The organism is Streptomyces sp. NPDC046716 (assembly GCF_040645755.1).
GTDB lineage: Bacteria > Actinomycetota > Actinomycetes > Streptomycetales > Streptomycetaceae > Streptomyces.
In genome coordinates, this window is sequence record NZ_JBEYYU010000037.1 from 64,415 (window position 1) to 87,463 (window position 23,049).

Genomic DNA, 23,049 nt, shown 5'->3' on the forward strand with positions numbered 1-23,049 from the left:
CAATTGTCGGTGAGTGGCTGATCAGGCCTCCACGGCACCGTCCGGCGCGTTGCCGGTGAACGAGAGGGGCCCGTAGATGAGGCCACCGATTCCCGTGGCGAGTCCCACCGTGTCGAGGATGCCGTCGAGGAGCGACAGCGCAGGCGGGCCGCCGACCGGCTTCAGCGGCGGCACGAAGACGGACACGCCGCCGAGCGGATTGAGCTCGATGTGCGGTGCCTCCGTGAAGACCTGTGCCGGCTTCCAGCCGCTGAACCAGTTCTTGACCCACTGACCCAGATTGACCTTGCCGAGGCTTCCGACGCCCTTGAAGCCGCTGAGGACCGAGATCCCGCCGGCGGCGAGCCCGATCACGCCCAGGACGATGCCCACGACGTCCCAGCTCCCGGTCTCCACGCCTTTTCTGATCGTGAGCCCCAGCGATGCGGCTCCGAAGAGGATGGAGCCGATGGCGAGAGCGATCCCGAGCGGGCCGGCGACGAACATGGCGATGACGCCGAGCACGGTGCCGATGATGGAGAAGACCATGTTCAGGATGTCGCCGAACTTCTCCCACCAGGTCTTGCCCGCGACCGCCTCGGACTCGGCCTCCTCCAGCTCCCGCTTGGCCACGCCCGCGTCGGACGTGCGGAGTTCCTGCGCGTCGACGGCCAGCAGCCGGGCTGCCTCCAGGTCCGACTCCGCCGAGTCGACGGACCGCGCGGCCTCGTTCTCCGCCTGTCGCGCGTCGGCGAGGGCCCGCCGGGCGCTGCTCCGGGCGGCCTCGTCGTCGGGCGGCGGGGGCTCCGCGCCGTCGAGCCGCTTCACGTGGGCGCTCGCCGCGGACGCCACCTCGGTGGCCGAGTCGAGCCGCTGCTTGGCGTCACGGCCCCTCTCCAGCGCCCGGTCCGCCTGGTCCTGGTGGTCCCGCAGACGGACCGCGTACTTCGCGACCGCGTCGGCCGCCGCCTCGTAGGACTCCTGGAGCTTGCCCACCTGTCCCGGCAGTTCGCCGAGCTGGGTGCGCAGTTGCTCCATGGACCTGCCCTCGCCGAGCTCGTCCGCGACCAGCCGGGTGACGACGGAGTGCGCGGACTGCGCGTCGTGGGAGATCGACCGGTACTCGGAGGCGAGTTGCTCGAGGATCTCGGCGTCGCCGGGTGTCGGGTCCTCGGAGAGACCGAACACCGTCTCCCAGTCGGCCAGCGGTGGCCGTGCCATGTCCCGCCCTCACTTCCCGTTCTCGGTGCCGGCGGCTTCGGGTTCCCCGGCGTCGTGGAACCGGAAGGTCTCGGCGACGGCGTCGAACACGTCGAAGAACCTGTCCGCCAGGGTGATGTTGGGTGTCGTACCGGCGAGCACCATCAGATCGCGGCTCTTCGGCACCGGGATCACCACCTGGTGCACGGCCGTGCGGACGGTGGCCTGCCCGAAGTAGTCGAAGTCCTCCAGCGAGGTCATCCGTCCCACGCTGCCCACCTCGGGCAGTTCCATGATCTCCACCCGGTTCAGCTCGGAGTGCCGCCCGACGGAGGTCCGGCTGTTCCGCACACCGGCGGCGAGCATCATCTGCGTCAGGTCGGTCGGTTCCCCGTCGGGGATGCTGGTCCGCAGCACCATCGCCGTGGCGTTGAGCGTGCTGCCGTCCTGGAGGAAGCCGAGCAGATAGCCGACCTGCAGGGCACCCTGCGCGAACGCCTCGCGGGCGCTTCTGCGGGTGTCCCGGATCAGGGTGTCCATCGTCTCGCGGTCGACGTCCACGCCCTCCGCCTGCTCCTCGACGCGGCGCCGGATCGCGACGTCCCGGGTGTTCGGGTCGAGGTCGAGGTGCGACCAACTCGACGGGTACCTCAAGGTGTAGCGCGCCGGGGCGCCCGGCGGCCGCTCCCCCACAGGGGACAGCCGCGGCCGCTCGTCGGCGGGCTGAGCGTCAAGCGGATTCATCCGTCGCCTTCGCAGCTTCGTTGTCCGTGTCGGTGAAGTTGTCGACGATGCCCTGGGCCGCGTCCTTGAACGTGTCCACGTTGTCCTGGACCCGTTCGTGACCGGCCTTCCAGGCCGCGTCGAAACCGTTGACGGCCGAGATCAGGCCGGAGTCGCCCACGTCGTCGTCCGAGCCGACATTGCTCAACTTCGCCGTCTTGGAGATCCGTTCACGGATGTCCTGCAGTGCGTCCATGGTGTCCGCGAGGTCGTCCACGGGAATGTGAATGCGCGACACGACGCCTCCTCCCTCTGCACGTTCGAGCCCGCGGCCAGGTGAACCGCGCACACCGGGGTCTACGGGGCCCTCGGTGCGGCGGTTCACGCCTGTTGCCGAACAGTGACGAAAGGAGTCCGCTGCCTCGTGAACGCGGGCTAGACGTCCACGGTCGTCCGCGCGTGCTGTCGCCGTGCGGTCTCCAGCAGGTGCGCCCAGGAGTCGACCTCGGGCCGGCGCCGCAGGAGGGCGCGGCGCTCGCGCTCCGTCATGCCGCCCCACAGGCCGTACTGGATGCGCTCGTCCAGGGCATGGGCCAGGCACTCGGTACGCACGGGGCACGGCTTGCAGATGCTCTTGGCATGCGACTGCGCGTGGCCGTCGAGAAACATCTCGTCGGGATCCACCGCGCAGCAGCTTGCTTGCTCTTCCCACTCCACATGCCCCGGTTGCCCCCGCTCGCGGCTTCTACGCCGATGGGCTCGTCGCCGGCGGTGGCCACCGGGGCGCGGAGGGTCTACTGGGTCGTCATCAGGCCGGCCCGGAGACGCTCTATCACCTGGGAGATCAACCGGGACACGTGCATCTGCGAGCAGCCGATCTCGTCGGCGATCTCGCGCTGTGTCCGCTCCTCGACGAAGCGCAGATGGATCAGGCGCCGCTCGCGGTCGCCCAGTTCGGCGATGAGCGGGGCCAAGGAGTGGAAGTTCTCGACGAGTTCGAAGCGGTCCTCGTCGACGCCGACGAAGTCGGCGAGCAAGGAGTCCGTCTGGTCGTCGGGCCCGCTGACGGTCGCGTCGAGCGAGACCGCGTTGTAGCCGTTGGCGGCCTTCTGCACCTCGGCGACCTCCGCCGGGTCCAGCTGCATCAGCTCCGCCAGCTCGGCCGTCGACGGCAGCCTGCCCAGGCGCGTCCGCAACTCCTCGGTGGCCCTGCCCAGTTCGAGACGGGCCTCCTGGAGCCGGCGGGGCACGTGCACGGCCCAGGACGTGTCACGGAAGAACCGCTTGATCTCGCCGGTGATGTAGGGGATGGCGAAGGAGGTGAACTCGACCTCCCGGGACAGTTCGAAGCGGTCGATCGCCTTGATCAGACCGATCGTGCCGACCTGGGTGATGTCGTCCATCTGCTGCGCCCCGCGATGTCTGAAACGGGTCGACACGTACTGCACGAGGGAGAGGTTCACCTCGATGAGGACGTTGCGCACATAGCTGTACTCGGCTGTGCCCTCTTCCAGTTCGGCGAATCGGTGGAAGAGCTCCCGCACGACTCCTCGGGCGTCCTTCGGCGCTATCGAGGACGGATCCGCGTAGGCACGGCTGACCAGGTTCTCCTCGGTCTCCGCGGCCATGCTGCGGGTGTACTCGTGTTCGGTCACGCTGCTCATGTGTCCGCCTCTGTGAACTGGTGCTCTGGTGTCGTGTGCGGCGCGGGTCGTGCCGTGCCGGTCCTCGCGGTCAGCCGCCGCGTCGGGGTGGCGCGCCCTCCAGCGGAGCCGGCTGCGACTCGGCGCCGGCGGGCTCCTGTTCGGTCTGGGATGACGTCGGTTCACCGATGAGGTATTCGTGGGTCCCCGTGATGGTCAGCAGCCGCTCCAGGTTCCGGGGGCGTGCGGTGAGGTCCAGGGTCATGCCGGCCCCGTCGAGCCTGCGGCGCAGGGCGAGCAGGGTGGACAGACCCATGGAGTCGATGCCGAGCAGGCCCGCGCAGTCCAGCCGGAGCACGCGTGCCGCGGGGTGGTCCTCGAGGACCCGGCCGGTCTGCGCGGTGAAGGAGTCGCTGGTGTCGTAGTCGAGCGCTCCGGCCAGGACGAGGGTCAGTGCGCCGTCGCGCAGGCCGGCGACGGCGAGATGGAAGGGAGAGTAGGCGGCGGTCATGCGGGCTGTCCGGGTCCGGGAACGGTCAGGGCACCGCGCGCCGCGGCGAGGAAGCCGGTGGCGCGCGGGAAATCTTTCAGCTGGTGGCTCAGGGAGTCGAGGGCGGGAAGCAGGCTCCGCGGCGGGACGCCACGGGCCTGGAGGATGCCGGCGGTCCAGGTGATGAACGTGGTGAACAACTCGGCGTCGTCGACGTACACGGCGGTTGCCAGGTAGGTGACGATGTGATCGATGTCCTCGGCGGTGCGCTCGCGCTGGTACGCGGTGTAGGCGCGCATCGGCGGGAAGGCGTCCTCGACGTCGGTGAGCGTCTGCTTGACCAGTTGCCGCTTGGTCTGTCTGACCAGGGTGTACTCCTGGTCGTTGAGGTGCGGCAGGTCCAGGTCGGGCAGCCGGGCCGCGTCCGCGGTGGGCCGTTCGAGGCCGCGCGTCAGCACGGTGTGGGCGCCGACGGCGTCCGGGGCCCAGGCGGCCTGCATCCGGTGGGCGTAGCGCCCTCGGGGCCCGAACGCGGCGCCGCCGGCGAGGACCGGGACTCCGGCCGCCTGGCAGGCGCTGATCGCCGTGTGGGCGGCGGGCAGGTGCGAGGGGATCGACGAGGACAGCAGGACGGCGTCGGCCGGCCGCTGGTGGAGATGGGCGATCAGGTGCTCGGTCGGCACCTGCGCGCCCAGGTAGTCCACGTGCCAGCCGCGCAGCCGCAGCACCTCGGTGACCAGGCGCGCGGGCAGGGCGTGCCATTCGCCGTCGACGCAGGCGACGGTCACCCGGCCCAGCCGTTCCGTCGCGGCGTGCGCGGGGACGGGTGCGGACGCGGCGACGTCGGCGACAGCGGAGATGCACCGTTCGTTGATCGCGGTGGCCGCGTGTTCCTGCGCCACGGTGATGGTGTTGGCCGCCCATTGCACGCCGACGCGTGCCTGCACCGGAGCGATCAGCTCCAGCAGCGTCCGCTCCGCCGCGGCCCGCACCTGCGGGGAGGTCTCCGGGCCCACGGCATGGCGCACCAGGGCGACGGCGTGCGTCTCGTCGCAGTCGATGGCCGCCTGCCACAGTTGCTCGCGCAGTATGTCCTGGCCGGGACCGCTTCCGCCCGCGCGGGAGGTGTTCAGTGTGGTCATGGTGTGAACCTGCCCCTGGTGTGCCCGTCCACGGCCGCGAGATGATTCCGGCGGGGAGCGGTGATCGACAGCAGGGCCATGTCGTCGTGCGGGACGCCGTCGGCCCACTGGGTGGCGACCATCTGCACCCGTTCGGTGACCGCTTCGGCCGGCAGTCCGGCGCACTCGGCCAGCGTGTGGTGCAGGCGCTGTTCGCCGAACAGGGTGTCGCCGAGCGGGCCGCCGCGGGCCTCGGTGATGCCGTCGGAGTAGAGCAGGCAGGTCTCCCCCGGAGCGAGGTCGACCGACGCCGTGGTGATCTTCAGCCGGTCGGTGGGGAGCGCGCCGATCAGCACGCCCTTGGTGTCCGCCTCCTCGACCCGTCCGTCGGCGCGCAGGATGAGCGGCGTGGGGTGGCCGGCGCTGGACACCCGCAGCCGCAGCCGGTTCCCGTCCCGCCGGACGGAGGCCAGGGCGAGGGTCGCGAAGCGCGTGTGGTGCGAGGAGAGCAGCGCGTTGTTCAGCAGCGTGAGCAGCCTGAGGTGGTCGGTGGCGAACGGCAGCAGCGCCTCGATGGTGTTGCGGATCTTGCCGGTCAGCACGGCCGCCTCGAGACCCTTGCCGCACACGTCGCCCAGGACCGCGAAGGTCTCCGCGTCCTCGCTCTCGGCGGGGTGGACGTCGTAGAAGTCGCCGCCGATCCGCTCGGTGACGGTGGCCGCGCGGTAGCGGCCGGAGAAGTCGATGCCGTGCACGCCCTCGAGCACCGGCGGCAGCAGTTCCCGCATCAGTACGTCGGTGATGTGCGACTGCTCGGCGTAGATCCGCGCCGCGGACAGGGCCACACCGGCGCGGGCGGCGAAGAGCCGGGCGAAGGCCTCCTCGGCGTGGGTGAACGCCGCTTCCTCGGACTGCCGCAGCAGCACGATGGCGCCGGCCGGTACTCCGTGCCCGGGCAGCGGCACCACGACGACGGAGCCGATCTCCGCGCCGCCTTCCGTGAACTGGCGCGGGACCGCCCAGTCCGGGACCAGCGCCGGGTCGATCCAGCGCGAGGGCACGGGGGGAAAGCCCGCGAGGGCCTCCGGGAGACCCGGCATGGTCTCCGGGTCCACCGCGATCTTCTCCTGCTCCACCGGCCCGCCGGTGACACAGCGGGTCACGGGGTACAGGCGGCCGGCCCGGACGCCGACGATGACCGCCGCGTCCGCGAGATGCTGCGCGGCCATACGGGCGGTCACCTCCATGCATCGGTCCACGTTCAGGGATGCCAGAAGCTCGCCGGAGATCTCCTGGAGAACGCGCGAGCGGTCCCGCTCACCGGCCAACTCGTCGCGTACGTCGCGCAGATCGCTGTCGTCGACCAGCCACCACGCCACGGAGCCGTCGGCCGCGCGGCTGGGGAACGCGTCCACCGTCGCCTCGCCGATCCGGCCCCGGGCCATCTCCGCCGGGTTCTGGCCGCCGCCGGGGACGGTGCGCAGGGCTTCGGCGTGCGCCTCGGCGAGCCAGGAAGGTGCCACGTCCGACAGCAGCGCTCCGGTCCGCACTCTCTCCAGGAGAGCACCGGCCCGGTCGTTGCAGGACAGTACGCGGCCCCTCCCGTCCACCGTGACGGACGGATACGGGATGCCGCGGCCGGCGGGACCGGCCGGAGGACCGACACTTCGGGAGCCCATGGGCTCCATTGGGGTTCTCATCGCACGGGACCCGCAGAGCGCGGCCCCCCACCACCCTTCGCTGGGGTTCCTAGGGCAGTTAACAACGTTGGACAACTGACCTAGGCTGCTCCATGATCCTTACGAACCATCATAGTTGCCATAGGGCAACAGTCGCACGATCAAGGGCCTCGGGGCAACCACGTCACCGCCGGGCCGGGTCGCGGGGGCGAGTACCAGGGCCGGGCGTTTCTATGCGCAACGGATCGCGACGCCCATGACCTCTGCCCGTTCGGGCGATATCTCCGAAATCTTCACAACCGCACCGATACGGTCACTTCGGTGGACGGATATTTCCTGTGGAACGGGAACACGTGACATACGCACCGACAGCCTCAGCCCGCGAGAGGTGTACCCCATCCCATGGACGACGGTGACGGCCGTACCGACCACATCGGCCCACTGGAAGATCCCCGCCCCTCCCTGCCCGCGGACACGACCGCGGCGGTCGACATCCTCGTGGCCCTGTGGACCCGCACGGCCAGGAACGGCACACCGCAGCTCTCCGCGCTGCAACTCCACGCCCTGCACGCCGTCAGGTCCGCGCCGGGCCTCAATCTCGGCGCGCTGGCCGGCGCGATCGGCACCGCGCCGTCGGCCGCCAGCCGGCTGTGCGACCGGCTCGAAGCGGCGGGCATGATCCGCCGGGTACCCCCGCCGACCAACCGTCGCACGATCGGCCTGAGCCTGACCCGGCGGGGGCAGGACGCGCTCGACGCCGTGTCGGCGCGCCGGGAACGCCTGCTCCGCGAGGTGCTCGACCGCATGTCGAGCGACACACGCGGGCAACTGCTGACCGGGCTGCACGCCTTCGCCGCCGCGTCGTACGCGGCCGACCTCGACGCACCGCACCGCAGCTGACGCCTGGCACCCGCTCCCGCGCGGATCAGGGGCGGACGCCGCGGCCGAACCAGTCCAGGCAGAGCACCAGCGCGTCGTCGGCGACCTCGGGACCGGCCCCCAGGTCCAGATACGCGGACAGCTCCTGCAGGATCGCGCGGGGCACCGCGGCGGCGGGCAGCAGGCGGGCCGCCTGGATCGCCCGGGCCAGCATCTTCTCGCCGAAGGACTCGCCCTTGTCGGAGAGCGCGGCGAACACCCCGTCGCTGACGAAGATCAGACGGTCCCCCGGCACCACCTGGAACTCCTGCGTGACGTAGTCGGTCTCCTCGAACATGCCCAGCGGCAGCTGCGCGTCGAAGTCGATGTGCTCCACCGACTTGTCGCGGTGGAGCCACAGCTGGGGAGAGCCTCCGTCGACGACCTCGACGCGGCCGGTGTCCAGGTCGAAGGAGAGCAGCAGCGTCGCGACGTACTGCTCGCCGCGGTACTGGGCGAACAGCGCCTGATCGGCCAGCGCCGCCTGGTCGGCGATGCCGATGCCCGCCCGTCGCGCGTTGCGCAGCGCGTTCACGGCCAGGCTCGTCAGGAGCGCCGCCTGGATGCCCTCCCCCATGCCGTTGGTGATGCTGAGGGTGAGCGTGCTCGCGGTCTCCGCCCAGTCGAAGTTGTCGCCGTAGATGGCGTACGCGGGCTCCAGCTGGGCCCCGATCTCGTACTCCTTGCGGGCGCAGGCGCGGCCGGGCAGAAGGTGCCACTGCACCTCGGCGGCGAGCGTGAGGCGGCTGGCGCGGCGGGCCTGGAGGTAGACGTCCGTGTCGCGTTCCGCGACGAGGATCTCGTGGCCGACGATGTCGGCGACGGCGATGATCTCGTCGACCACGTGCGGCGCGACCTTCTCCTCGGAGAGCCGGACGGGCAGCCGTACGGACAGGATCCCGAGCCGGTCCCCGTGCGCGGTCACCGGCACGTGGAGGTCGACGGCCTCCTCGCGCCCGACCATCTGCACGCGTTCCCTGCTGTCGAAGGCCCGTCCCTGCGGACTGCCGGCGATCGGCACCTGCCGGGGGTCGGCCGGGCCGTCGGCGACGGACTGCAGCACCTTGGTGCTGTAGTCGGCGAGCAGGAGATCGACGTGCACCGCGCCGTAGTGCTCGGCCAGTGCGGCCCGCGCCGCCGGCAGGAGGTCGTACGGCGCGGCGGTGCGCAGCGCGCGTTCCACGGCCAGGAAGTTAGTCACGGCAGCCTTCGTCGGTGGTGCGAGCACAGCTCAGCGGTGAATGATTGCTCCTCGACAAATATTGCCGGGCAGCAACGGTCGAGTGTATCTCCCACGGCCGAAGCGTTCAGCGGGTGTTGACCTCTGGCGCCGAAAGGGCGCGCGTCCGCCCGGCGGCCGGGAAACAGAGGGACCGAGGAGAAGGCGGAGAGGGGTGCACGTCTGCCCCGGAGCCGGGCGCGGCACTCAGCCGGCGCCACTCGGTTGCTCGGATGCCCAGGGGCTCGGACTCTGGGGCGGTCAGGCGATCGCCGAGGAGTTCCCGTCCTCCGGCCGGGCCAGGCCGATGCGGTCCGCCGCCGCCTGCTGGAGGTTCTCCAGCCCTTCGGACAGGACGCCGAGATCGGCCGGCGCCATCGTCCGCAGCACGGCCTCGAACTCGTGCATACGTGCCAGCCGCAGTTCTTCCAGCACTCTGGCGCCCTGCGGGCTCAGGGTCAGCTCGACCTCGCGCCGGCTCGTCGCGCTGGGGATCCGCTCCAGCAGGCCGGCGGCCTCCAGCCGGTCGCACAGCCGGCTGACGGAGGACGCACCCGTGCCCAGCGCGTCCCCCAGCATGCGCTGATTGACGCTCCGGTGTTCCTCTATCACCTTCAGGGCCCGCAATTGCGACGGCGGGAGCGGCCCCGGGGGCGCGGTCTCCTGGCCCCGGCCCCACAGCACCTCGAGCAGCTCGGCCGCACGGTTCGCGGCGTGAGCCACCTGTTCGGGATGGCGGGGCGGAAGATGTCGGGGCATTCCTGCACCCTCTCTGCGGGAGAGTGACGTGGGCGGTCGTCGAGTTTACCGTCATGAATAATCCGGGCGGAACGGATCGGGCAAGTCGGGGTTCGGTTTCCGACGTTTAGCTCCGGCTGTGAGGGCCAGTCGGGGTGTGAGCACATGACGTCGATGCCAAGGGAGCGTGAGCGGACATGACCGCCAACGAGAAGGCCAAGGCGAAGACCGACCAGGCCGTGGGCGCCGCGAAGAAGACGGCGGGCCGGGCCGTGGGCAACGAGAGCCTCACCGCCGAGGGCCGCGCCCAGCAGATGAAGGGCGACGCCCGTGAGGCCAAGGAGAAGACCAAGGACATCGGCAAGCACTGACCCGCTCGGCACATCGGCGAAGGGGCGGCCCCGGTCGGGGCCGCCCCTTCGCCGTGTCCGCCGCCCCTGCCGGTTGCTCGAAACTGCTCGAAAAAGCCTCCGTTCACGCAACATTGACAGTGCATCATCAAAGTGGTCTAGTCCGCTAGAGCATGTGCCAACCGTGGAGGCTCACCCATGTTCCGCACGAAGCACAGATCTCGCAGGACACCGCTCATGGCCGTTCTGGCCGCGGCCGCCCTGACCGCCGCTCCTCTCGCCTTCGGCCCGGGACCGGCCGTCGCCGGGCCCCGGGCCGAGGCGGACCCGCCCGCCATCACCCCCACCCCGCACTCCGCGCAACAGCGCTCCGACCGGATCACCGTCACCCCCGCCGTCACCGTCGTCACCGGGCAGGCGTCGGACCCGGCGGCCGTGGAACTCACCACCGCCGCCCTGAGAGCGGCCGGCGCCCGGGCCGTCACCACGACCCGGCAGGCCCCCGCCGCATCGGGCTCGCTGACGGTCTACGTCGGCGGTCCGGCCGAGAACCCGGCCTCGGCGGCGGCGCTCGACGCGCTGCACACCGAGGGACCGTCCGGGCTCGCCGCCGAGGGCTACGTCCTCGCGCTGGGCCGGGCCGCAGGGGAGGGCGCGGGCCGCATCGTCCTGTCCGGCGCCGACCCCACCGGCACGTACTACGCGGCGCAGTCGCTGCGCCAGGTGCTGCCGCAGCGCGAGAAGCCCGGCGCACAGGTGCGCGGCCTGGCCGTGCGCGACTGGCCGGCGACACCGGTGCGCGGCGTCATCGAGGGCTTCTACGGCACTCCCTGGTCGCACCGGGCGCGCCTGGACCAGCTCGACGACTACGGCCGGCACAAGATGAACATCTACGTGTACTCGCCGAAGGACGACCCGTATCTGCGCGCCAAATGGCGTGACTCCTACCCGGCCGACCAGCTCGCCCAGATCGAGGAGCTGGTGGACCGGGCCCGGGCGAACCACGTCGAGTTCACCTACGCCCTCTCCCCCGGCCTCAGCGTCTGCTACAGCTCCGACGCCGACCTCACGGCCCTGACGGACAAGTTCCAGACGCTCTGGGACATCGGGGTACGGCAGTTCGCGGTTCCGCTCGACGACATCAGCTACACCGACTGGAACTGCGACGCCGACCAGGCGAAGTGGGGCACCGGCGGCGGCGCGGCCGGACAGGCCCAGGCGTATCTGCTCAACCGCGTCAACCAGCGGTTCATCAAGACCCACGACGGTGCGCTGCCGCTGCAGATGGTGCCGACGGAGTACTACAACACCGCCTCCACGCCCTACAAGACGGCGCTGTCGGGACAGCTCGACGAGGACGTGCTCGTCGAGTGGACGGGCGAGGGCGTGGTGGCTCCGACGATGACGGTGGAACAGGCGAAGCGGGCCAGGGAGGTCTTCGGGCACGCGATCCTGACCTGGGACAACTACCCCGTCAACGACTACGCGACCGGACGGCTCTTCCTCGGCCCGTTCCACGGCCGGGAGAAGGGGCTCGCCGAGCAGCTGGCCGGGATCACCGCCAACCCGATGATCCAGCCGTACGCCTCGAAGCTCGCCCTGCACACCGTCGCCGACTACACGTGGAACGACACGGCGTACGACCCCGACGCCTCGTACCGCGCCGCCGTGCGGGAGGCCGCGGGCGGGAACACCGGGGTCGAGCGGGCGCTGCGGACGTTCACGGACGTCAACTACAGCTCGCCGGTCAACTCCGTGGAGGCGCCCGAGCTCTCGGCCCTGATGAAGGGCTACTGGGAGGGCTCGGTACCGTCCTCGCGCCTCAAGGCGGCGTTCGCGGCGCTGCGGGACGCTCCGGCGACCATCCGGGACGGCGCGGAGCCGGGCTTCGTCGACGACGCCGGTCCCTGGCTCGACTCGGCACGGTCGTGGGGCGTCGCCGGGATCGCGGCGGTCCGGCTCCTGGACGAGCAGCGCGCCGGTCGCACGGCCGCGGCCTGGACCCTGCGCCAGCGGCTGCCGGGGCTGATCGCCGAGGCGAAGTCGTACCGGTACACCGATCTCAACGGCGACAAGATCCCGGTGATCGTCGGTGCGGGCGTCCTCGAACCGTTCTTCGCGAAGGTGCTGGACGCCTCCAACCAGCGGCTCGGCCTGCCGCCGCAGCCGACCGCCACGACGGAACTGCCCGTGTACAACGGCAACACGCCCGACCGGATGACCGACGGCGACGACTCCACGTACTTCTGGAGCAGCCGGCCGCCGAAGGCGGACGAGAGCGTCGGCATCGACCTGGGCGGCCAACAGCCGCTCGGCTCGGTGACGGTGGCCATGGGCAAGTCCGGCAGCACCGAGGACTATCTGCACCGGGGCGTCCTCGAATACTCGTCGGACGGGACGACGTGGCACGCGCTGGGTGCCGAGTTCGACGGCAAGGCGACCTGGGCGGCGGACGCGCCGAGCGGGACGACCGCCCGGTACGTGCGGGCCCGCGCGACGGCCGGCCAGGAGAGCTGGCTGGTCGTCCGCGAGTTCACCGTGACACGTCCAGACCGGCCGACGGTGAGCGGCGGCCCGGCCCCGGCGGACGGCGGCAGCCTGGCCGCCGCCGCCGACGGTGTGCCCGAGACCGCCTACCGCGCGGGCTCCGCACCGGCTCCGGGCGACGCGCTCACGGTGACCTCCGCCGCGCCGCGCGCGGTGGCGTCGGTGACCGTCCTGCGGCCGGACGACGCCACCGGCTCGAAGGCCCGGGTCCAACTGCGCGTCGACGGCGCGTGGCGGACCCTCGGCCGGCTCGACGGCGCCGTCACCACGCGGCCCGCGCCCGCGGGGACGCACGCGGACGCGGTGCGGCTCGTGTGGGACGACGGCTCGGCCGCGCCCGTGGTGAGCGAGGTGATCGTCAGGTAGCCGGGCCCGCCGCGACCACGGCGGGTGCGGGGAACCGGTCCCGGTTTCCCGCACCCGGCCCGCTGTGGTCCGTGGACGGCGGCCCCTGTACGGGGATCAGCCCACCAGGGGCTGTCGGGCGGTGGCGGACCAGCGCCCGTCCTCGGTCTGCGCGGCGAGGCCGGCGTCGGCCAGCGTCCTCAGGTGCCGGGTCACCGTGCGCGGCGTCCAGCCCACTGCCTCGCACACCTGCTCAAGGGTGCGGCCGTCGGCCGTCTCCTCCAGGAACTCCAGCGTCAGGCGGGCGTTCTTGTTGAGCTCCGCCGTCCCGCGCGGGGCGGGGCGCGGCTCGGCCGACCGGGCCGGTGCGACGGGGGCCGCGGGTGCGACCGGTGCCGCGGGTGCCGGGACGCGCAGTCGCCCGTAGCCCAGGTTGCGCAGCACCCGGTCCAGGTCCGGCTCGCTCTTCTGTCCCGGCACCGTCACCGGGGCCGTCGCGGGGGCCGTGGTTTCCGCGCGGGGCGCCGTCACCGTGCCCATGGGCCGCGGGGTGCGGTTGACCGTGCGATGCCTGCGGCCCTTCTTCTTGGTGCTGTTACTCATCCGTCGCCTCCTCGAACGCGTTGATCATGGTCACGTGTTCAACGACGAAAGGGCTCCGAGGACGCGCCCGACTCGAACTCGATTGCGAGCGCCGGTTCGTCAGCGCTTCAGGACGCCGTCCAGCCACTGCAGGACCTCGGGCGTGACCGGGTCCGTGATGTCGGCGTACTCCTCGTGCTTCTTCAGGAACTTGGCCACGTACGGGCAGACGGGCACGATGCGCTTGCCCGCGCCGCGCACGTCGTCGAGGGCCTCGCGGACGAGCGTCGAGGCCAGGCCCTGGCCCGCGTAGGCGTCGTCGATCTCGGTGTGGAAGAACACGCGCCGGTCCTCGCGGTCGCGGTAGGCGGTGAATCCGGCGGTGGCGCCGTCGACGTCGATCACATAGCGGTGGCGTTCGTCGACGCGGCGGACCACCGGAGTGGCGGCGGGCTGGGTCATGGCGGGTCCTTCGGTCACGGGCGGGTTCCCGCGGGGCGTGGGTGCGACCGGTGAACTTCCGCCACGTGGAGAGTACTTCACTTCTTTGCGCAGGTCAGAGCCGCCTCTGCCCTCGGGCCGTCGGCGAACGGGGACGGCTTCGGCGGTGTGGTTCACAGGCCGTTCACCGATCGGTCCGCCCGTGAGGGTTCGGCCGGTGCTGCCGGGGCACCCAGTGGGGCGAGATCGACATGGCGCAACGACCGACGCGGCTGCCGGGAAGGGCAGCCGCTCTCGTGAGCGGGCGGCTCGGAAGCCCGCTGCCCGGCCTCGGGGGCCTCGTCCGGCCGGGACGAGCAGGAGGGATGATCTTCATGACTGTCGCCACGACCCGGCAGAGCGGCGGAGGCGGCGGCACCAGCGGCCTCTACGACGTACTGGAGCTGGTGCTGGACAGAGGACTGGTGATCGACGCGTTCGTCCGGGTGTCCCTGGTCGGCATCGAGATCCTCAAGATCGACGTACGCGTCGTCGTCGCCAGCGTCGACACGTATCTGCGCTTCGCCGAGGCCTGCAACCGGCTCGACCTGGAGACCGGCAGCAAGAAGCCCTCCGGTCTGGCGGACATCACCGGCGACTCCTCGGAGTCCGGCGCCCCCGGCGAGAGCGAGGGCGCGCTGTCCGGCGCCGCACGGACCGTGTCCGACGCGCAGGACCGCAGCCGCGAAGAGGCCGGGACCGAGTCCGGGCCGCGCCGGCGCCGCAGTGCCCCGAGCCGCCGCAAGGAGGAGCAGGAATGAGCACGTACGCGTACGGGACGAGGGTCAGCCCCGGGATGAGGCCCGCATGGGTCTGCTGACGGAGGTCCTCCTGCTGCCCGTGGCACCGGTGCGGGGCTCCATGTGGGTCCTGGACCAGGTGGTGGCGGAGGCGGAGAGCCAGTACTACGACCCCTCGGCCATTCAGGCGCAACTCGCCGCACTCGAGCAGCAGTTGGAGGCGGGAGAGATCGACGAGGAGACCTTCGACCGCCGCGAGGACGAACTCCTCGACCGGCTGGAGGAGAGCCGCGCCAGACAGACAGGCGCGTGAATCCCGGCGCGCGGTGACCGGCGAGGAGGAGGCGGCCCGTGCGGGCCGCCTCCTCCTCGCCGGTCGAGTCGGTGCGCCGGGTCAGTGCCGGCCCATGTCCTTCGCCGACTCCTTGCTCTCGCGCCCTGAGCCGAGTGTCTTGGCGGCGCGGCCCTTGGCGGTGAGGCGTTTGTTGCCCACGGCCCGCCCGGTGGCCTCCATCACGGCCCCCGCCATCTGCTCCGCCTTCGCCTTGGCCTTCTCGCTCGCGGCCACGCTGCTCACCTTCCCCTGCGTCGGCTTCATGTACTGCACTCCGCGTCACCGTTCTGCCGCTCCTGAAACGCGTGAATGGACCGGAGGTTCCAGGGGACCCGGTGCTCACGACGTGCTCAGCCGTCAAATCCCCCGGGGTCTGTCACGTCCAGGCTCCCCTGGTTGAGGCAGCAGCCAGGGGAGCCGGCCTCATTCGGGGTCGGCCGGCCGCGCCGTGTGGTGCGGATGCCCCTTCGTCCGGCGGGCTTCCTTCATCTCCGCCTCGTACACGTGGTCACGCCCGGCGATGAGGGCCTCCCGCGCCTCACGCTCCAGGGCTTTGTACGGCTCGTAGAACGTGGCGTCGTACTCCTCCACGACCTGGAAGGTCCACCGGCCGTCCAGTACGTTGCGGCCCACCAGTTCCCGCTCGATCAGCGCCGCCCACTCCTCGTGTCCGGCGTCGCGCAGCAGGTCGACGGCGCGGCCCATCTCCAGATCGGCGCTGCCGGTCAGCTGGTGGAAGGCGTAGAGGTGCCCGCGGGCCCGTTCCACCGTCTCCAGGGCCTTCGACACCGATCCCAGACCTTCGACCGTCGCGTCGCTCACGCCCTCGGGTCGCGCATGCGCACGAGCGGGCCTGTCAGAGTCCTCACACATGGCTCACAGGTCCCCACACCCGCGCGACGCATACCGCCGCGTCGGCGGGCCCGCACCGATCGTGTGAACGCCGGCGTCGGCCCCACCGCCGGTCGTCCTGGACCGCCGTCCTTCGTGGCGACGGCTCAGGCGGCCTGCGCCCGCGCGGTCACCTCGCGCGACGCGTGCTCCCTGACCCGGGCGCAACTGCTGCTGATCAGCCGGGACACCTGCATCTGGGAGACACCGACCTGCTCCGCGATGCGGGCCTGGGTCATGTCCTCGAAGAAGCGCAGGTAGAGGATGGTTCGCTCGCGTTCCGGAAGAGCGCGCAGGCCCGCCTTGGCGGCTTCCCGGTCGGTGATGACCTCGTAGCGGCTCTCGGTGCGGCCGAGGGTGTCGCCGAGGCTCGGGCCGTTCGTGCCGGCGCCCGCCTCCGCGTCGAGGGAGAGGCTGTTGTAGCTGTCCAGGGCCTGCATCCCGTCGCGGACCTCGTCGAGCGTGAGCCCCGCCTGCGCCGCGATGTCCTCGAGGCCGGGCTCGGCCGGGTGCCCGGGCTGCTGGAGCAGGTGACGCCGGGCGACCCGCACCCGGTTGCGCAGGTCCTGGACCCGGCGCGGGACGCGGACGTCCCAGGTGCGGTCCCGGAAATGGCGACGGAGTTCCCCGGTGATGGTGGGAATCGCGTAGACCTCGAAAGCACCGCGCGAGGAGTCGTACCGCTCGACGGCTTTCACCAGGCCGAGAGCGGCGACCTGCCGCAGGTCGTCGAGGCTTTCGCCCTTGTCGCGGAATTTGACGGCGAGACGGTGCGCCATCGGCAACCACGCCTCCGTCAACTCGGCGAAGAGACCGTCGCGCTCGGGTCCCGTCGGCAGAGTCGCAAGGCGGATGAAAGCCTGCTCGGTTTCAGGTGCGTCGTCGTGAGGGTGACGAGTGGGCATGGACCGCTCCCTATCGCGTATCGCTCTTCGATAGCCGAATCGGCCAGGAGGTCCACCACCGCTGAACGGGGTGTTCTCCCTGGTGAGCACCTGTGGTCCCAAGCACTGGGGTCCGCCTGCCCGCCGCCCCCGCGAGCAAACGGGCCGCGCCGCTCCCCGAGATCGCGCCCCGCCTTCCGTCGCTCCGCCCGGCCGAAAAACGAAGACTCGCCCCCCGTAGGGGCCCGGCCTGTCCGCAAAGCGAAATCCTGTACGCCGCCGACGAGCGACAGCGGGCTAACATCCCGGCACCGACCCGTGACGGTCCTTTCACGGTCACGAAAGACGCAAGATGAGCCCGAACCCCTCACACAGCGAAGTGCGCACGCGTACGGCCGACGAAGCGGTCGACCTCCTGCGGAGCGCATACGGCACCGGACTGCGCATGAGCGGCACGGACGGCAGCCAGGAATTCGTCCTGCGGCACACGGACACCGGCCGTTTCGGCTACTCGGAAGTCCTCCTGCCGACCCGGCTCACCTTCGGCAACGACTCCCGCGGCGCCGTGGTGATCATGACCACCACCGGAGGAAGGGCGGAGCGCTCCTGCGGGACCGAGCACGGCAGCTTCACCACCGGCGACGTCTGGCTGGCCAACGCCCCCGAGCGCCCCTACCGCGCGCGCACGGAGGACCTCGAAGCCATCACCGTGACGCTGCCCGCCGATCTCCTCGCCCAGGCGGCCGAGGAAGCCGATCCGCGCCACCGCGGGCCGTTGCGCTTCACCGGCCTCACCCCGGCCACAGCGGACGCCGCGGCCGTATGGGAGCGGGCCCGCTCCTACGCGGGTGTGGTCTGTGCCGCCCGGACCCCGAGCAGCCCGCTCGTGAGGGAGTCGGCGGCCCATCTGCTGACGGCGACCGCCCTGCAGGTGTTCCCGAACAACGTCGTGGGCAAGGACCCGTCCCTGGCCGACACCCGCGACGCCACCCCCGCCACCGTGTCCCGCGCCAGGACCTACATCGAGGACAACGCGCACACGCCCCTCACCCTCAAGGACATCGCCGAGGCCGCGCACGTCACCCCCCGGGCACTGCAGTACGCCTTCCGCAGGCACCTCGACACCACCCCGCTGGCCCATCTGCGCGGCGTCCGCCTGGCGTACGCCCACGAGGACCTCAAGGCCGCCGAGCCGCACAGCGGGGTCACCGTCACCTCCATCGCCGCGCACTGGGGATTCGTCCACTCCGGCCATTTCGCCGCGCTCTACCGCGAGGCCTACGGCACCAGCCCCTCCACCACGCTGCGGACTCCCCCGACGGCGCCGAGGATCTAGGCCGTCTCCCGGGTGCGGCTCAGTCCGACGCCTTCAGGGTGCGGATCGGCATGATCCCGTACGCGTCGCGGTAGTAGCCCGAGAACCGGCCGGCGTGCGCGAAGCCCCACCGCGCGGCGATCTCCGCCACCGTCGTCTCGCCGCTGAAGGCCGCCTTGAGGTCGTCGTGGGCGCGGGCCAGCCGGACGCGGCGCAGGTGGGCCAGCGGCGTCGTCCCGGCGTGCCGGGTGAACGCGTACTGCAGGGCGCGCGGGGTGACGAAGGCGGCCGCGGCGATGTCGGCCAGGCCGATGTCTCGGTGGGCGTTCTCGTCGATGTAGGTGAGGGCGCGGCCCAGGGTGTGCGGCCGGGCGTCCCGGGTGTCGGTGCGCGTCGGACCGCTGTCGTGCGTGGTGTTGGGCAGGCAGGTGAGGGTGACGGCGGCCAGGTGCCGCAACGCGTTGCCGATCAGCAGGGGGCTGGAGGGAGCGTCGGTTCCCGCCGGGGCGAACACCACGTCCCGCAGGTACGCGACCGTGGAGTGCAGCAGCCGGTTCGCCTCCGGTGACACGGCGCGGGTCCCGGTCAGACGTACCCGGCCGGCGGAGGGGCCCGCGGCCGCCTGGAGATGTTCGGGGCCGAAGGACACGATGGTGTAGTCGGCCTCTCGCACCTCGCCGCTGTAGGGGCGGTCGGGCTGCGCGACCAGGAACGTCTCCCCCGGTCCGCACGCCTCCTCACCGCTGGTGTGCACCCCTTGGTTCATGGACACCAGGCACAGCTTGTCCAGCGGCCCCGCGTCGTAGGACATGGTGTAGCCGAACGCCAGCTCGTCCACGGTCAGCTCGCCCGCGCTGCGCCGGGCGATGCGGGCGCGGGTGTCACTGGGCCGTCCCCCGATCGTCATCGGGGTGAAGGCCCGCGACAGGAATTCCTCCGTCGCCGACAGGCTCTCGCTCTCGAACAGCGTCGTCTCCATGACTGTCCACCTCCGGGCGACACGCTAACGCCCGTGCCGCACGGGGTGCCGGGCCCGGTGGCCGCTCAGCCACCGTCGGAGGAGTGCTCCCGACGGGTGCCCGGCCCGGCCGCGGTCCTGTGCAGGTGTTCGAGCGCGTCGAGGACGACCGTCCGCTGATGCCAGTCCAGCCAGGCGCCGACCGCGCGGCGCAACTCCTCGAACCGGGACAGGCGTGCCTGGTCCAATGTCTCCAGCGGAGCGTGGTGGTGGACGTTCAGCACTCCCCGGACCACACCCGCCGCGCTCGCCAGGGGAATGCTGTGGCAGGCGTGGTAGCCCGCGTCGAGCAGCACCTGCCGTGTCTCGTCGTCGAAGAGGGACGCGGTGGCGATGTCCCGGACGGTCACCTGGCGGTCGGACACCGCCGCCCGCGCGCACGACGTGCCCTCCTGGACGAACGCGAAGTAGTCCAGGAAGGCCTGGCTGTGTCCCTGATGACGTTCGAGGCGCAGGATGCCGGCCTCGTAGAGCTGCACATTGCCCGCGTCCGCACCGGTGATCTGCATCGCCCGCCGCAGCGCCGCCGACAGCACTTCTCCCTGGTTGCGCGGGTTCATCCGCCCTTGCCTCAGGCCGGCGAGGGACGGGGCGGGCGAAGCGGTGCGGCCGGGGAACCAGTGCGTGGCGCCGGGGGCGGGCGGCGCCATCACGATCAGTGCGGCGGCGAGTTGGTGCAGTTTCACGTTGGCGTGCTGGGATGCCGTGCGCATCACCGCGAAGGCCTCTTCCCGGTCCGCGAGTGCGTACCGGCCCACCAGCAGGCCTTCGGCGAACGCGATCTGGGTGCGCGCGCGTACCTGCGCGTTGAGGCTCGCCACGTGTTCGCGCAAGCCTCTCAGCTCGGCGTGCATGCCTTCGGCGCTGGGCGCGTCCGGCGCCCGCCCGGACGTGGACAGGCGCGGGGCGACGACGCGCGGGCCGGGGGCGTGCGCGGCGCTGCGCGGTGCGGCTCGGGGATGTTCGGGTTTCACTGCGGCCTCCCGTGTTCAGCGGCCGTCGAAGCAGACAAGAGCAGGCCCAGGACGTGGAGACACCGCTGGTCGTGCGCGTTCGCGGTCGCTCGTCACATCAGGGCGTGCCTTGGTCCCAAGCACCCGAGAACCGTATGCCGCGGACCCTCTCCGATTCCGCCCGGAGAACGAAACGTCTCCGCTGCCGGTCAGGGCGGTGGCTGTCCGGGGAACGAAACGCTCGGGGCGGGCGGGCCGGCTCGGCACCGCGCGGGCACTCAGTTGTCGGCGGTGTCCATCAGCACGTCGCAGGTGTTCTGGAACTCCTCCATCAACCGGGACGCCTCGACCACGAGCACGCCGTAGGGGCGGGTGGAGTCGGACAGCGGAAGTTCGTGGTCCCGGGCCGCGCCCAGCACCTTCTGCAGGGCGTCCTGGGCCACCGTTGCCAGCTCGCACATCTTTCCGGCCTGCTCGGCGAGGGTGTCCGAGTCCAGTCCCGCGATGACATGGGCGATGTCGCGCAGCCTGCCGCAGAAAGCGGCGTAGGACTCCAGGGCGGGCGCGTAGGTGTAGGTGTTCTCCGTCTCGCGCCAGCGGCCGAGGCTGCGGATGAGCGAAGCCAGTTGGTGGACCGCGCGTTCCAGGGCGTCGACCGTCGCCCGGTAGCGGGTGAAGGACTGGTGACCCCGATGGGCGGGCAAGGCGCGCCGGGGGTTGAAGGGCATGCTGTTCTCCGCCGTGCTCAGCCCGGCCCGGGCCTGGCCGACGGCGTCCTGTACGCGCTCGGCGGACCTGCGCCACTGTTCGGCACGCTCGGCGCCGACATCGCTGTCGGCCAGTCCGTCGGCCATGTCGTCGAGCAGGGACTCGACCTCCGCCGCCAGGGTGTGCAGGCCCTGTTCGGCGCTGCGGTAGCGCAGCGGGGGTGCGATGCACAGATTCACGAGCAGGCCGAGACCGCAGCCGATGAGGACGAGGAGGATGATCTGCCCGAGTTGGCTCAGCCGCTCCGTCGTGCCGGTGGCGGCCGCGTAGGTGGAGAACGCGAAGAACGCGGCCGTCGCGACCTGTGACCGCTGCTCCCCCAGCGCCGGCCACTGCCCGATGCACAGCGCGATCACGGCGACCACGACGAAGGCGAACAGGTCCGGCCCGGCGAGGAGTGCGACCGCGGCCTGGACGGCGACCCCGACGGTGACCGCGGCCGCGTAACGCAGGGCCTGCCACAGCGACCGGGAGATCGTCACGTTCATGGTCAGCACGGCGGAGAAGGGTGCGAACGCCGGCGAGGTCGCCTTCAGCAGGTCGTGCGCGATCCACCAGGCCAGCGTGGCCGCCAGCACGCTCTTGGCGACGATCAGCACCGTGTGCCGCTCGTGCCCCGGCACCCGGCGCACCCTCACCAGCCAGGCCCATCCGGCGCGCAAGCGACCCACCACTGTCTCCGTTCCTGCCCATCGTGTCCGGCCCCCTCGTACCAGGGGCCCTGGCCGGGCCGGCCGTGCGGCCTGCTGCCCTGAAGAGGCGTCAGGCGGCGCGCAGCCGCGGTAGCACCTCGCCGCGGTAGAAGTCGAAGAAGCCCTGCTGCTCCGGACCGATCTGGCCCACGTACACCTCGTCGAATCCGGCCTCGGCGTACGCGGAGACGGCGCGGGCGTGTTCGTCCACATCGGCACCGCAGACCGTGCCCTCGGCGACGGCCTCCTGGGTGACGAGCGTCGACGCCTGTTCGAAGTGGGCGGGACTGGGCAGCACCTGACCGAGTTCACCGGGCAGGAACTGGGTCGGCCACAACCGGTGCACCGTCTTGACCGCCTCGTCCCGGTCGGCTCCCCAGCACACCTTGAGCCCGCCGAGTACGGGCTTGTGACCGCCTCCGGAGCGCCGGAACTGCCCGACCAGTGCCGCGTCCGGCGTCATCGTGACGAACCCGTCCCCGACACGCCCGGCCAGCGCGGCGGCCTTGGGGCCGAAGCCGGAGACATGGATCGGCACCGGTTCGTCCGGGACCGTGTACAGGCGGGCGTTCTCGACGGTGTAGTGGCGTCCGCGGTGGGTGACCTCCTCGCCGGTGAGGAGGTTCCGGATGATCTGCACGGCCTCTTCGAGCATCTCCAGGCGGGCGTCCGCGGCCGGCCACGTGTCGCCGAGGATGTGCTCGTTGAGCGCCTCGCCGGTGCCCACTCCGAACCGGAAGCGGTTGCCGGTGACCACGCCGGCGGTGGCGGCGGCCTGGGCGTTCACCGCCGGGTGCAGCCGGACGGTGGGGCAGGTGACGAACGTCGTCACCGGCAGCGACGTGACCTGGGCGAGCGCGCCGATCATCGTCCACACGAAGGGGCTCTGACCCTGTTCACCGGTCCAGGGGTGATAGTGGTCGGAGATGGCCAGACAGTCGAACCCGGCCTGTTCGGCGGCCCTGGCCTGGTCGAGGAGTTCCGCGGGCGTGAACTCCTCGCTCGCCAGGAAGTATCCGTAGCGTGCCATCACTTGCTCCTCACGTGGTCCGCTCCCCGTGTCCCGGGTGCCGTGCCGGCGAGTCCCGGTGGTCGTGGGGTCTTCCTTGGCCTGGAACGTCTGTCAGAGCGCGCATGCGGACGCACCTCCCCACGTGCGTCGCGTGCGGGAGGGGGTCAGCCGTCCACTGCCTTGGCCAGCTCCGCCTTGTTCATCGACGAGCGGCCCTTGACGTCCTTGCGCTGTGCCTCGGCGTAGAGCTGGTCCCTGGTGCGGCCCTGCGCTCCCTTGTGGGAGCGTTCGCCGCCTCGCTCGGAGGCGGACTTGGGGTCCTGGGTGGAGGTGCGGCTGGCCGTACGGGATTCGCCGCTGCGGGCCCGTTCCTTGTTCACGGTGCGGGCGGCGATCTCCTCGGCTCGCTTCGTGGACTCGCCGCGGTT

The 23,049-nt window shown here is 71.4% G+C and carries 26 protein-coding genes; 6 read left to right on the forward strand and 20 right to left on the reverse strand.

The genetic code is table 11. The features are described from left to right. Positions 1-21: 21 nt before the first annotated feature. The 8 genes from ABZ930_RS25965 to ABZ930_RS26000 all read right to left on the reverse strand — a co-directional run bounded on the left by ABZ930_RS25965 (position 22) and on the right by ABZ930_RS26000 (position 6,844). A complete protein-coding gene (locus ABZ930_RS25965; protein ID WP_361552231.1) occupies positions 22-1,200 on the reverse strand; it encodes a hypothetical protein in 1,179 nt (392 codons plus the stop codon). 9 nt (positions 1,201-1,209) lie between these two features. Then, positions 1,210-1,923 carry a hypothetical protein gene (locus tag ABZ930_RS25970; RefSeq protein WP_361552234.1) on the reverse strand — a complete coding sequence of 238 codons (714 nt, stop codon included), beginning with the start codon at positions 1,921-1,923 and terminating at the stop codon, positions 1,210-1,212. Then, the gene (locus ABZ930_RS25975; RefSeq protein ID WP_361552237.1) at positions 1,910-2,200 is read right to left on the reverse strand and encodes a hypothetical protein; all 291 of its coding nucleotides are present in this window, start codon (positions 2,198-2,200) and stop codon (positions 1,910-1,912) included. Before ABZ930_RS25975 ends, ABZ930_RS25970 begins: the two co-directional genes overlap by 14 nt. A 137-nt stretch (positions 2,201-2,337) precedes the next feature. Then, positions 2,338-2,619: a WhiB family transcriptional regulator gene (locus tag ABZ930_RS25980; RefSeq protein WP_361552240.1), complete on the reverse strand. Its 282-nt coding sequence runs from the start codon at positions 2,617-2,619 to the stop codon at positions 2,338-2,340. Between the two features lie 77 nt (positions 2,620-2,696). Further along, entirely contained in the window at positions 2,697-3,530 is an 834-nt protein-coding gene (locus tag ABZ930_RS25985; protein ID WP_361552318.1) for a SigB/SigF/SigG family RNA polymerase sigma factor, read from the reverse strand. Positions 3,531-3,636: 106 nt separating this feature from the next. Then, positions 3,637-4,056: an STAS domain-containing protein gene (locus ABZ930_RS25990; protein WP_361552243.1), complete on the reverse strand. Its 420-nt coding sequence runs from the start codon at positions 4,054-4,056 to the stop codon at positions 3,637-3,639. Beyond that, complete coding sequence (locus ABZ930_RS25995) at positions 4,053-5,177, reverse strand: cobalamin B12-binding domain-containing protein (protein ID WP_361552246.1); 1,125 nt, start codon at positions 5,175-5,177, stop codon at positions 4,053-4,055. The genes ABZ930_RS25990 and ABZ930_RS25995 overlap by 4 nt, the downstream gene beginning before the upstream one ends. Further along, positions 5,174-6,844, reverse strand: coding sequence for a PP2C family protein-serine/threonine phosphatase (locus ABZ930_RS26000; RefSeq protein WP_361552249.1), 1,671 nt, complete (start codon positions 6,842-6,844; stop codon positions 5,174-5,176). Before ABZ930_RS26000 ends, ABZ930_RS25995 begins: the two co-directional genes overlap by 4 nt. Before the next feature lie 393 nt (positions 6,845-7,237). Here ABZ930_RS26000 and ABZ930_RS26005 point away from each other — a divergent pair, with 393 nt between their 5' ends. Next, positions 7,238-7,735, forward strand: coding sequence for a MarR family transcriptional regulator (locus tag ABZ930_RS26005; protein ID WP_361552252.1), 498 nt, complete (start codon positions 7,238-7,240; stop codon positions 7,733-7,735). 25 nt (positions 7,736-7,760) lie between these two features. Here ABZ930_RS26005 and ABZ930_RS26010 read toward each other — a convergent pair whose 3' ends face one another. Together ABZ930_RS26010 and ABZ930_RS26015 are read right to left on the reverse strand one after the other, a co-directional pair. Next, complete coding sequence (locus ABZ930_RS26010; protein ID WP_361552255.1) at positions 7,761-8,954, reverse strand: PP2C family protein-serine/threonine phosphatase; 1,194 nt, start codon at positions 8,952-8,954, stop codon at positions 7,761-7,763. Positions 8,955-9,233: 279 nt separating this feature from the next. After that, positions 9,234-9,731, reverse strand: coding sequence for a MarR family transcriptional regulator (locus ABZ930_RS26015; RefSeq protein WP_361552258.1), 498 nt, complete (start codon positions 9,729-9,731; stop codon positions 9,234-9,236). Positions 9,732-9,907: 176 nt separating this feature from the next. Here ABZ930_RS26015 and ABZ930_RS26020 point away from each other — a divergent pair, with 176 nt between their 5' ends. Then, a complete protein-coding gene (locus ABZ930_RS26020) occupies positions 9,908-10,081 on the forward strand; it encodes a CsbD family protein (RefSeq protein WP_361552261.1) in 174 nt (57 codons plus the stop codon). Between the two features lie 216 nt (positions 10,082-10,297). Further along, entirely contained in the window at positions 10,298-12,973 is a 2,676-nt protein-coding gene (locus ABZ930_RS26025) for a beta-N-acetylglucosaminidase domain-containing protein (protein WP_361552264.1), read from the forward strand. 96 nt (positions 12,974-13,069) lie between these two features. Here the strand turns inward: ABZ930_RS26025 and ABZ930_RS26030 are convergent, their stop codons facing one another. Then, positions 13,070-13,555, reverse strand: coding sequence for a helix-turn-helix domain-containing protein (locus tag ABZ930_RS26030; RefSeq protein WP_361552267.1), 486 nt, complete (start codon positions 13,553-13,555; stop codon positions 13,070-13,072). A 99-nt stretch (positions 13,556-13,654) separates the two neighbouring features. Further along, positions 13,655-13,996: a GNAT family N-acetyltransferase gene (locus ABZ930_RS26035; RefSeq protein WP_361552270.1), complete on the reverse strand. Its 342-nt coding sequence runs from the start codon at positions 13,994-13,996 to the stop codon at positions 13,655-13,657. A gap of 353 nt (positions 13,997-14,349) precedes the next feature. On the opposite strand from ABZ930_RS26035, the gene gvpJ reads away from it, so the two are divergent. Together gvpJ and ABZ930_RS26045 are read left to right on the forward strand one after the other, a co-directional pair. Beyond that, positions 14,350-14,775 (forward strand): gas vesicle protein GvpJ, encoded by a 426-nt coding sequence (gene gvpJ, locus ABZ930_RS26040; protein WP_361552273.1) that lies wholly within the window; start codon positions 14,350-14,352, stop codon positions 14,773-14,775. 46 nt (positions 14,776-14,821) lie between these two features. Further along, a complete protein-coding gene (locus ABZ930_RS26045) occupies positions 14,822-15,067 on the forward strand; it encodes a gas vesicle protein GvpG (RefSeq protein WP_361552276.1) in 246 nt (81 codons plus the stop codon). Between the two features lie 81 nt (positions 15,068-15,148). On the opposite strand, the gene ABZ930_RS26050 is transcribed toward ABZ930_RS26045, so the two are convergent. The 3 genes from ABZ930_RS26050 to ABZ930_RS26060 form a co-directional block, all read right to left on the reverse strand. After that, the gene (locus ABZ930_RS26050) at positions 15,149-15,322 is read right to left on the reverse strand and encodes a CsbD family protein (RefSeq protein WP_361552321.1); all 174 of its coding nucleotides are present in this window, start codon (positions 15,320-15,322) and stop codon (positions 15,149-15,151) included. 189 nt (positions 15,323-15,511) lie between these two features. Then, positions 15,512-15,961 carry a hypothetical protein gene (locus ABZ930_RS26055; protein WP_361552279.1) on the reverse strand — a complete coding sequence of 150 codons (450 nt, stop codon included), beginning with the start codon at positions 15,959-15,961 and terminating at the stop codon, positions 15,512-15,514. Between the two features lie 125 nt (positions 15,962-16,086). After that, positions 16,087-16,884, reverse strand: a complete 798-nt coding sequence (locus tag ABZ930_RS26060; protein ID WP_361552282.1) for a SigB/SigF/SigG family RNA polymerase sigma factor — start codon at positions 16,882-16,884, stop codon at positions 16,087-16,089. A gap of 331 nt (positions 16,885-17,215) precedes the next feature. On the opposite strand from ABZ930_RS26060, the gene ABZ930_RS26065 reads away from it, so the two are divergent. Then, positions 17,216-18,199, forward strand: coding sequence for a helix-turn-helix transcriptional regulator (locus ABZ930_RS26065; protein ID WP_361552285.1), 984 nt, complete (start codon positions 17,216-17,218; stop codon positions 18,197-18,199). A gap of 19 nt (positions 18,200-18,218) precedes the next feature. Here ABZ930_RS26065 and ABZ930_RS26070 read toward each other — a convergent pair whose 3' ends face one another. From ABZ930_RS26070 to ABZ930_RS26090, 5 genes are all read right to left on the reverse strand, one after another. Then, positions 18,219-19,157 (reverse strand): helix-turn-helix transcriptional regulator, encoded by a 939-nt coding sequence (locus ABZ930_RS26070; RefSeq protein WP_361552288.1) that lies wholly within the window; start codon positions 19,155-19,157, stop codon positions 18,219-18,221. A 65-nt stretch (positions 19,158-19,222) separates the two neighbouring features. Then, a complete protein-coding gene (locus tag ABZ930_RS26075; protein ID WP_361552291.1) occupies positions 19,223-20,170 on the reverse strand; it encodes an ANTAR domain-containing protein in 948 nt (315 codons plus the stop codon). Between the two features lie 257 nt (positions 20,171-20,427). Continuing rightward, on the reverse strand, positions 20,428-21,588 hold the full coding sequence (locus tag ABZ930_RS26080; protein ID WP_361552294.1) for an aromatic acid exporter family protein: 1,161 nt from the start codon (positions 21,586-21,588) through the stop codon (positions 20,428-20,430). Between the two features lie 91 nt (positions 21,589-21,679). Beyond that, positions 21,680-22,639, reverse strand: coding sequence for a TIGR03557 family F420-dependent LLM class oxidoreductase (locus ABZ930_RS26085; protein ID WP_361552297.1), 960 nt, complete (start codon positions 22,637-22,639; stop codon positions 21,680-21,682). Between the two features lie 146 nt (positions 22,640-22,785). Beyond that, positions 22,786-23,049: plasmid stabilization protein (locus ABZ930_RS26090; protein WP_361552300.1), on the reverse strand; the 264-nt coding region annotated here is incomplete at its 5' end.

What these genes read in the sequence shown, in the direction of transcription:
- ABZ930_RS25965 (WP_361552231.1), bottom strand. Translation starts at nt 1,200, where the DNA reads ATGGCACGGCCACCGCTGGCCGACTGGGAGACGGTGTTCGGTCTCTCC.
- ABZ930_RS25970 (WP_361552234.1), bottom strand. Translation starts at nt 1,923, where the DNA reads ATGAATCCGCTTGACGCTCAGCCCGCCGACGAGCGGCCGCGGCTGTCC.
- ABZ930_RS25985 (WP_361552318.1), bottom strand. Translation starts at nt 3,530, where the DNA reads ATGGCCGCGGAGACCGAGGAGAACCTGGTCAGCCGTGCCTACGCGGAT.
- ABZ930_RS25990 (WP_361552243.1), bottom strand. Translation starts at nt 4,056, where the DNA reads ATGACCGCCGCCTACTCTCCCTTCCATCTCGCCGTCGCCGGCCTGCGC.
- ABZ930_RS25995 (WP_361552246.1), bottom strand. Translation starts at nt 5,177, where the DNA reads ATGACCACACTGAACACCTCCCGCGCGGGCGGAAGCGGTCCCGGCCAG.
- ABZ930_RS26000 (WP_361552249.1), bottom strand. Translation starts at nt 6,844, where the DNA reads ATGGAGCCCATGGGCTCCCGAAGTGTCGGTCCTCCGGCCGGTCCCGCC.
- ABZ930_RS26005 (WP_361552252.1), top strand. Translation starts at nt 7,238, where the DNA reads ATGGACGACGGTGACGGCCGTACCGACCACATCGGCCCACTGGAAGAT.
- ABZ930_RS26015 (WP_361552258.1), bottom strand. Translation starts at nt 9,731, where the DNA reads ATGCCCCGACATCTTCCGCCCCGCCATCCCGAACAGGTGGCTCACGCC.
- ABZ930_RS26020 (WP_361552261.1), top strand. Translation starts at nt 9,908, where the DNA reads ATGACCGCCAACGAGAAGGCCAAGGCGAAGACCGACCAGGCCGTGGGC.
- ABZ930_RS26025 (WP_361552264.1), top strand. Translation starts at nt 10,298, where the DNA reads ATGGCCGTTCTGGCCGCGGCCGCCCTGACCGCCGCTCCTCTCGCCTTC.
- ABZ930_RS26030 (WP_361552267.1), bottom strand. Translation starts at nt 13,555, where the DNA reads ATGAGTAACAGCACCAAGAAGAAGGGCCGCAGGCATCGCACGGTCAAC.
- ABZ930_RS26035 (WP_361552270.1), bottom strand. Translation starts at nt 13,996, where the DNA reads ATGACCCAGCCCGCCGCCACTCCGGTGGTCCGCCGCGTCGACGAACGC.
- gvpJ (WP_361552273.1), top strand. Translation starts at nt 14,350, where the DNA reads ATGACTGTCGCCACGACCCGGCAGAGCGGCGGAGGCGGCGGCACCAGC.
- ABZ930_RS26045 (WP_361552276.1), top strand. Translation starts at nt 14,822, where the DNA reads ATGGGTCTGCTGACGGAGGTCCTCCTGCTGCCCGTGGCACCGGTGCGG.
- ABZ930_RS26055 (WP_361552279.1), bottom strand. Translation starts at nt 15,961, where the DNA reads ATGTGTGAGGACTCTGACAGGCCCGCTCGTGCGCATGCGCGACCCGAG.
- ABZ930_RS26060 (WP_361552282.1), bottom strand. Translation starts at nt 16,884, where the DNA reads ATGCCCACTCGTCACCCTCACGACGACGCACCTGAAACCGAGCAGGCT.
- ABZ930_RS26065 (WP_361552285.1), top strand. Translation starts at nt 17,216, where the DNA reads ATGAGCCCGAACCCCTCACACAGCGAAGTGCGCACGCGTACGGCCGAC.
- ABZ930_RS26070 (WP_361552288.1), bottom strand. Translation starts at nt 19,157, where the DNA reads ATGGAGACGACGCTGTTCGAGAGCGAGAGCCTGTCGGCGACGGAGGAA.
- ABZ930_RS26085 (WP_361552297.1), bottom strand. Translation starts at nt 22,639, where the DNA reads ATGGCACGCTACGGATACTTCCTGGCGAGCGAGGAGTTCACGCCCGCG.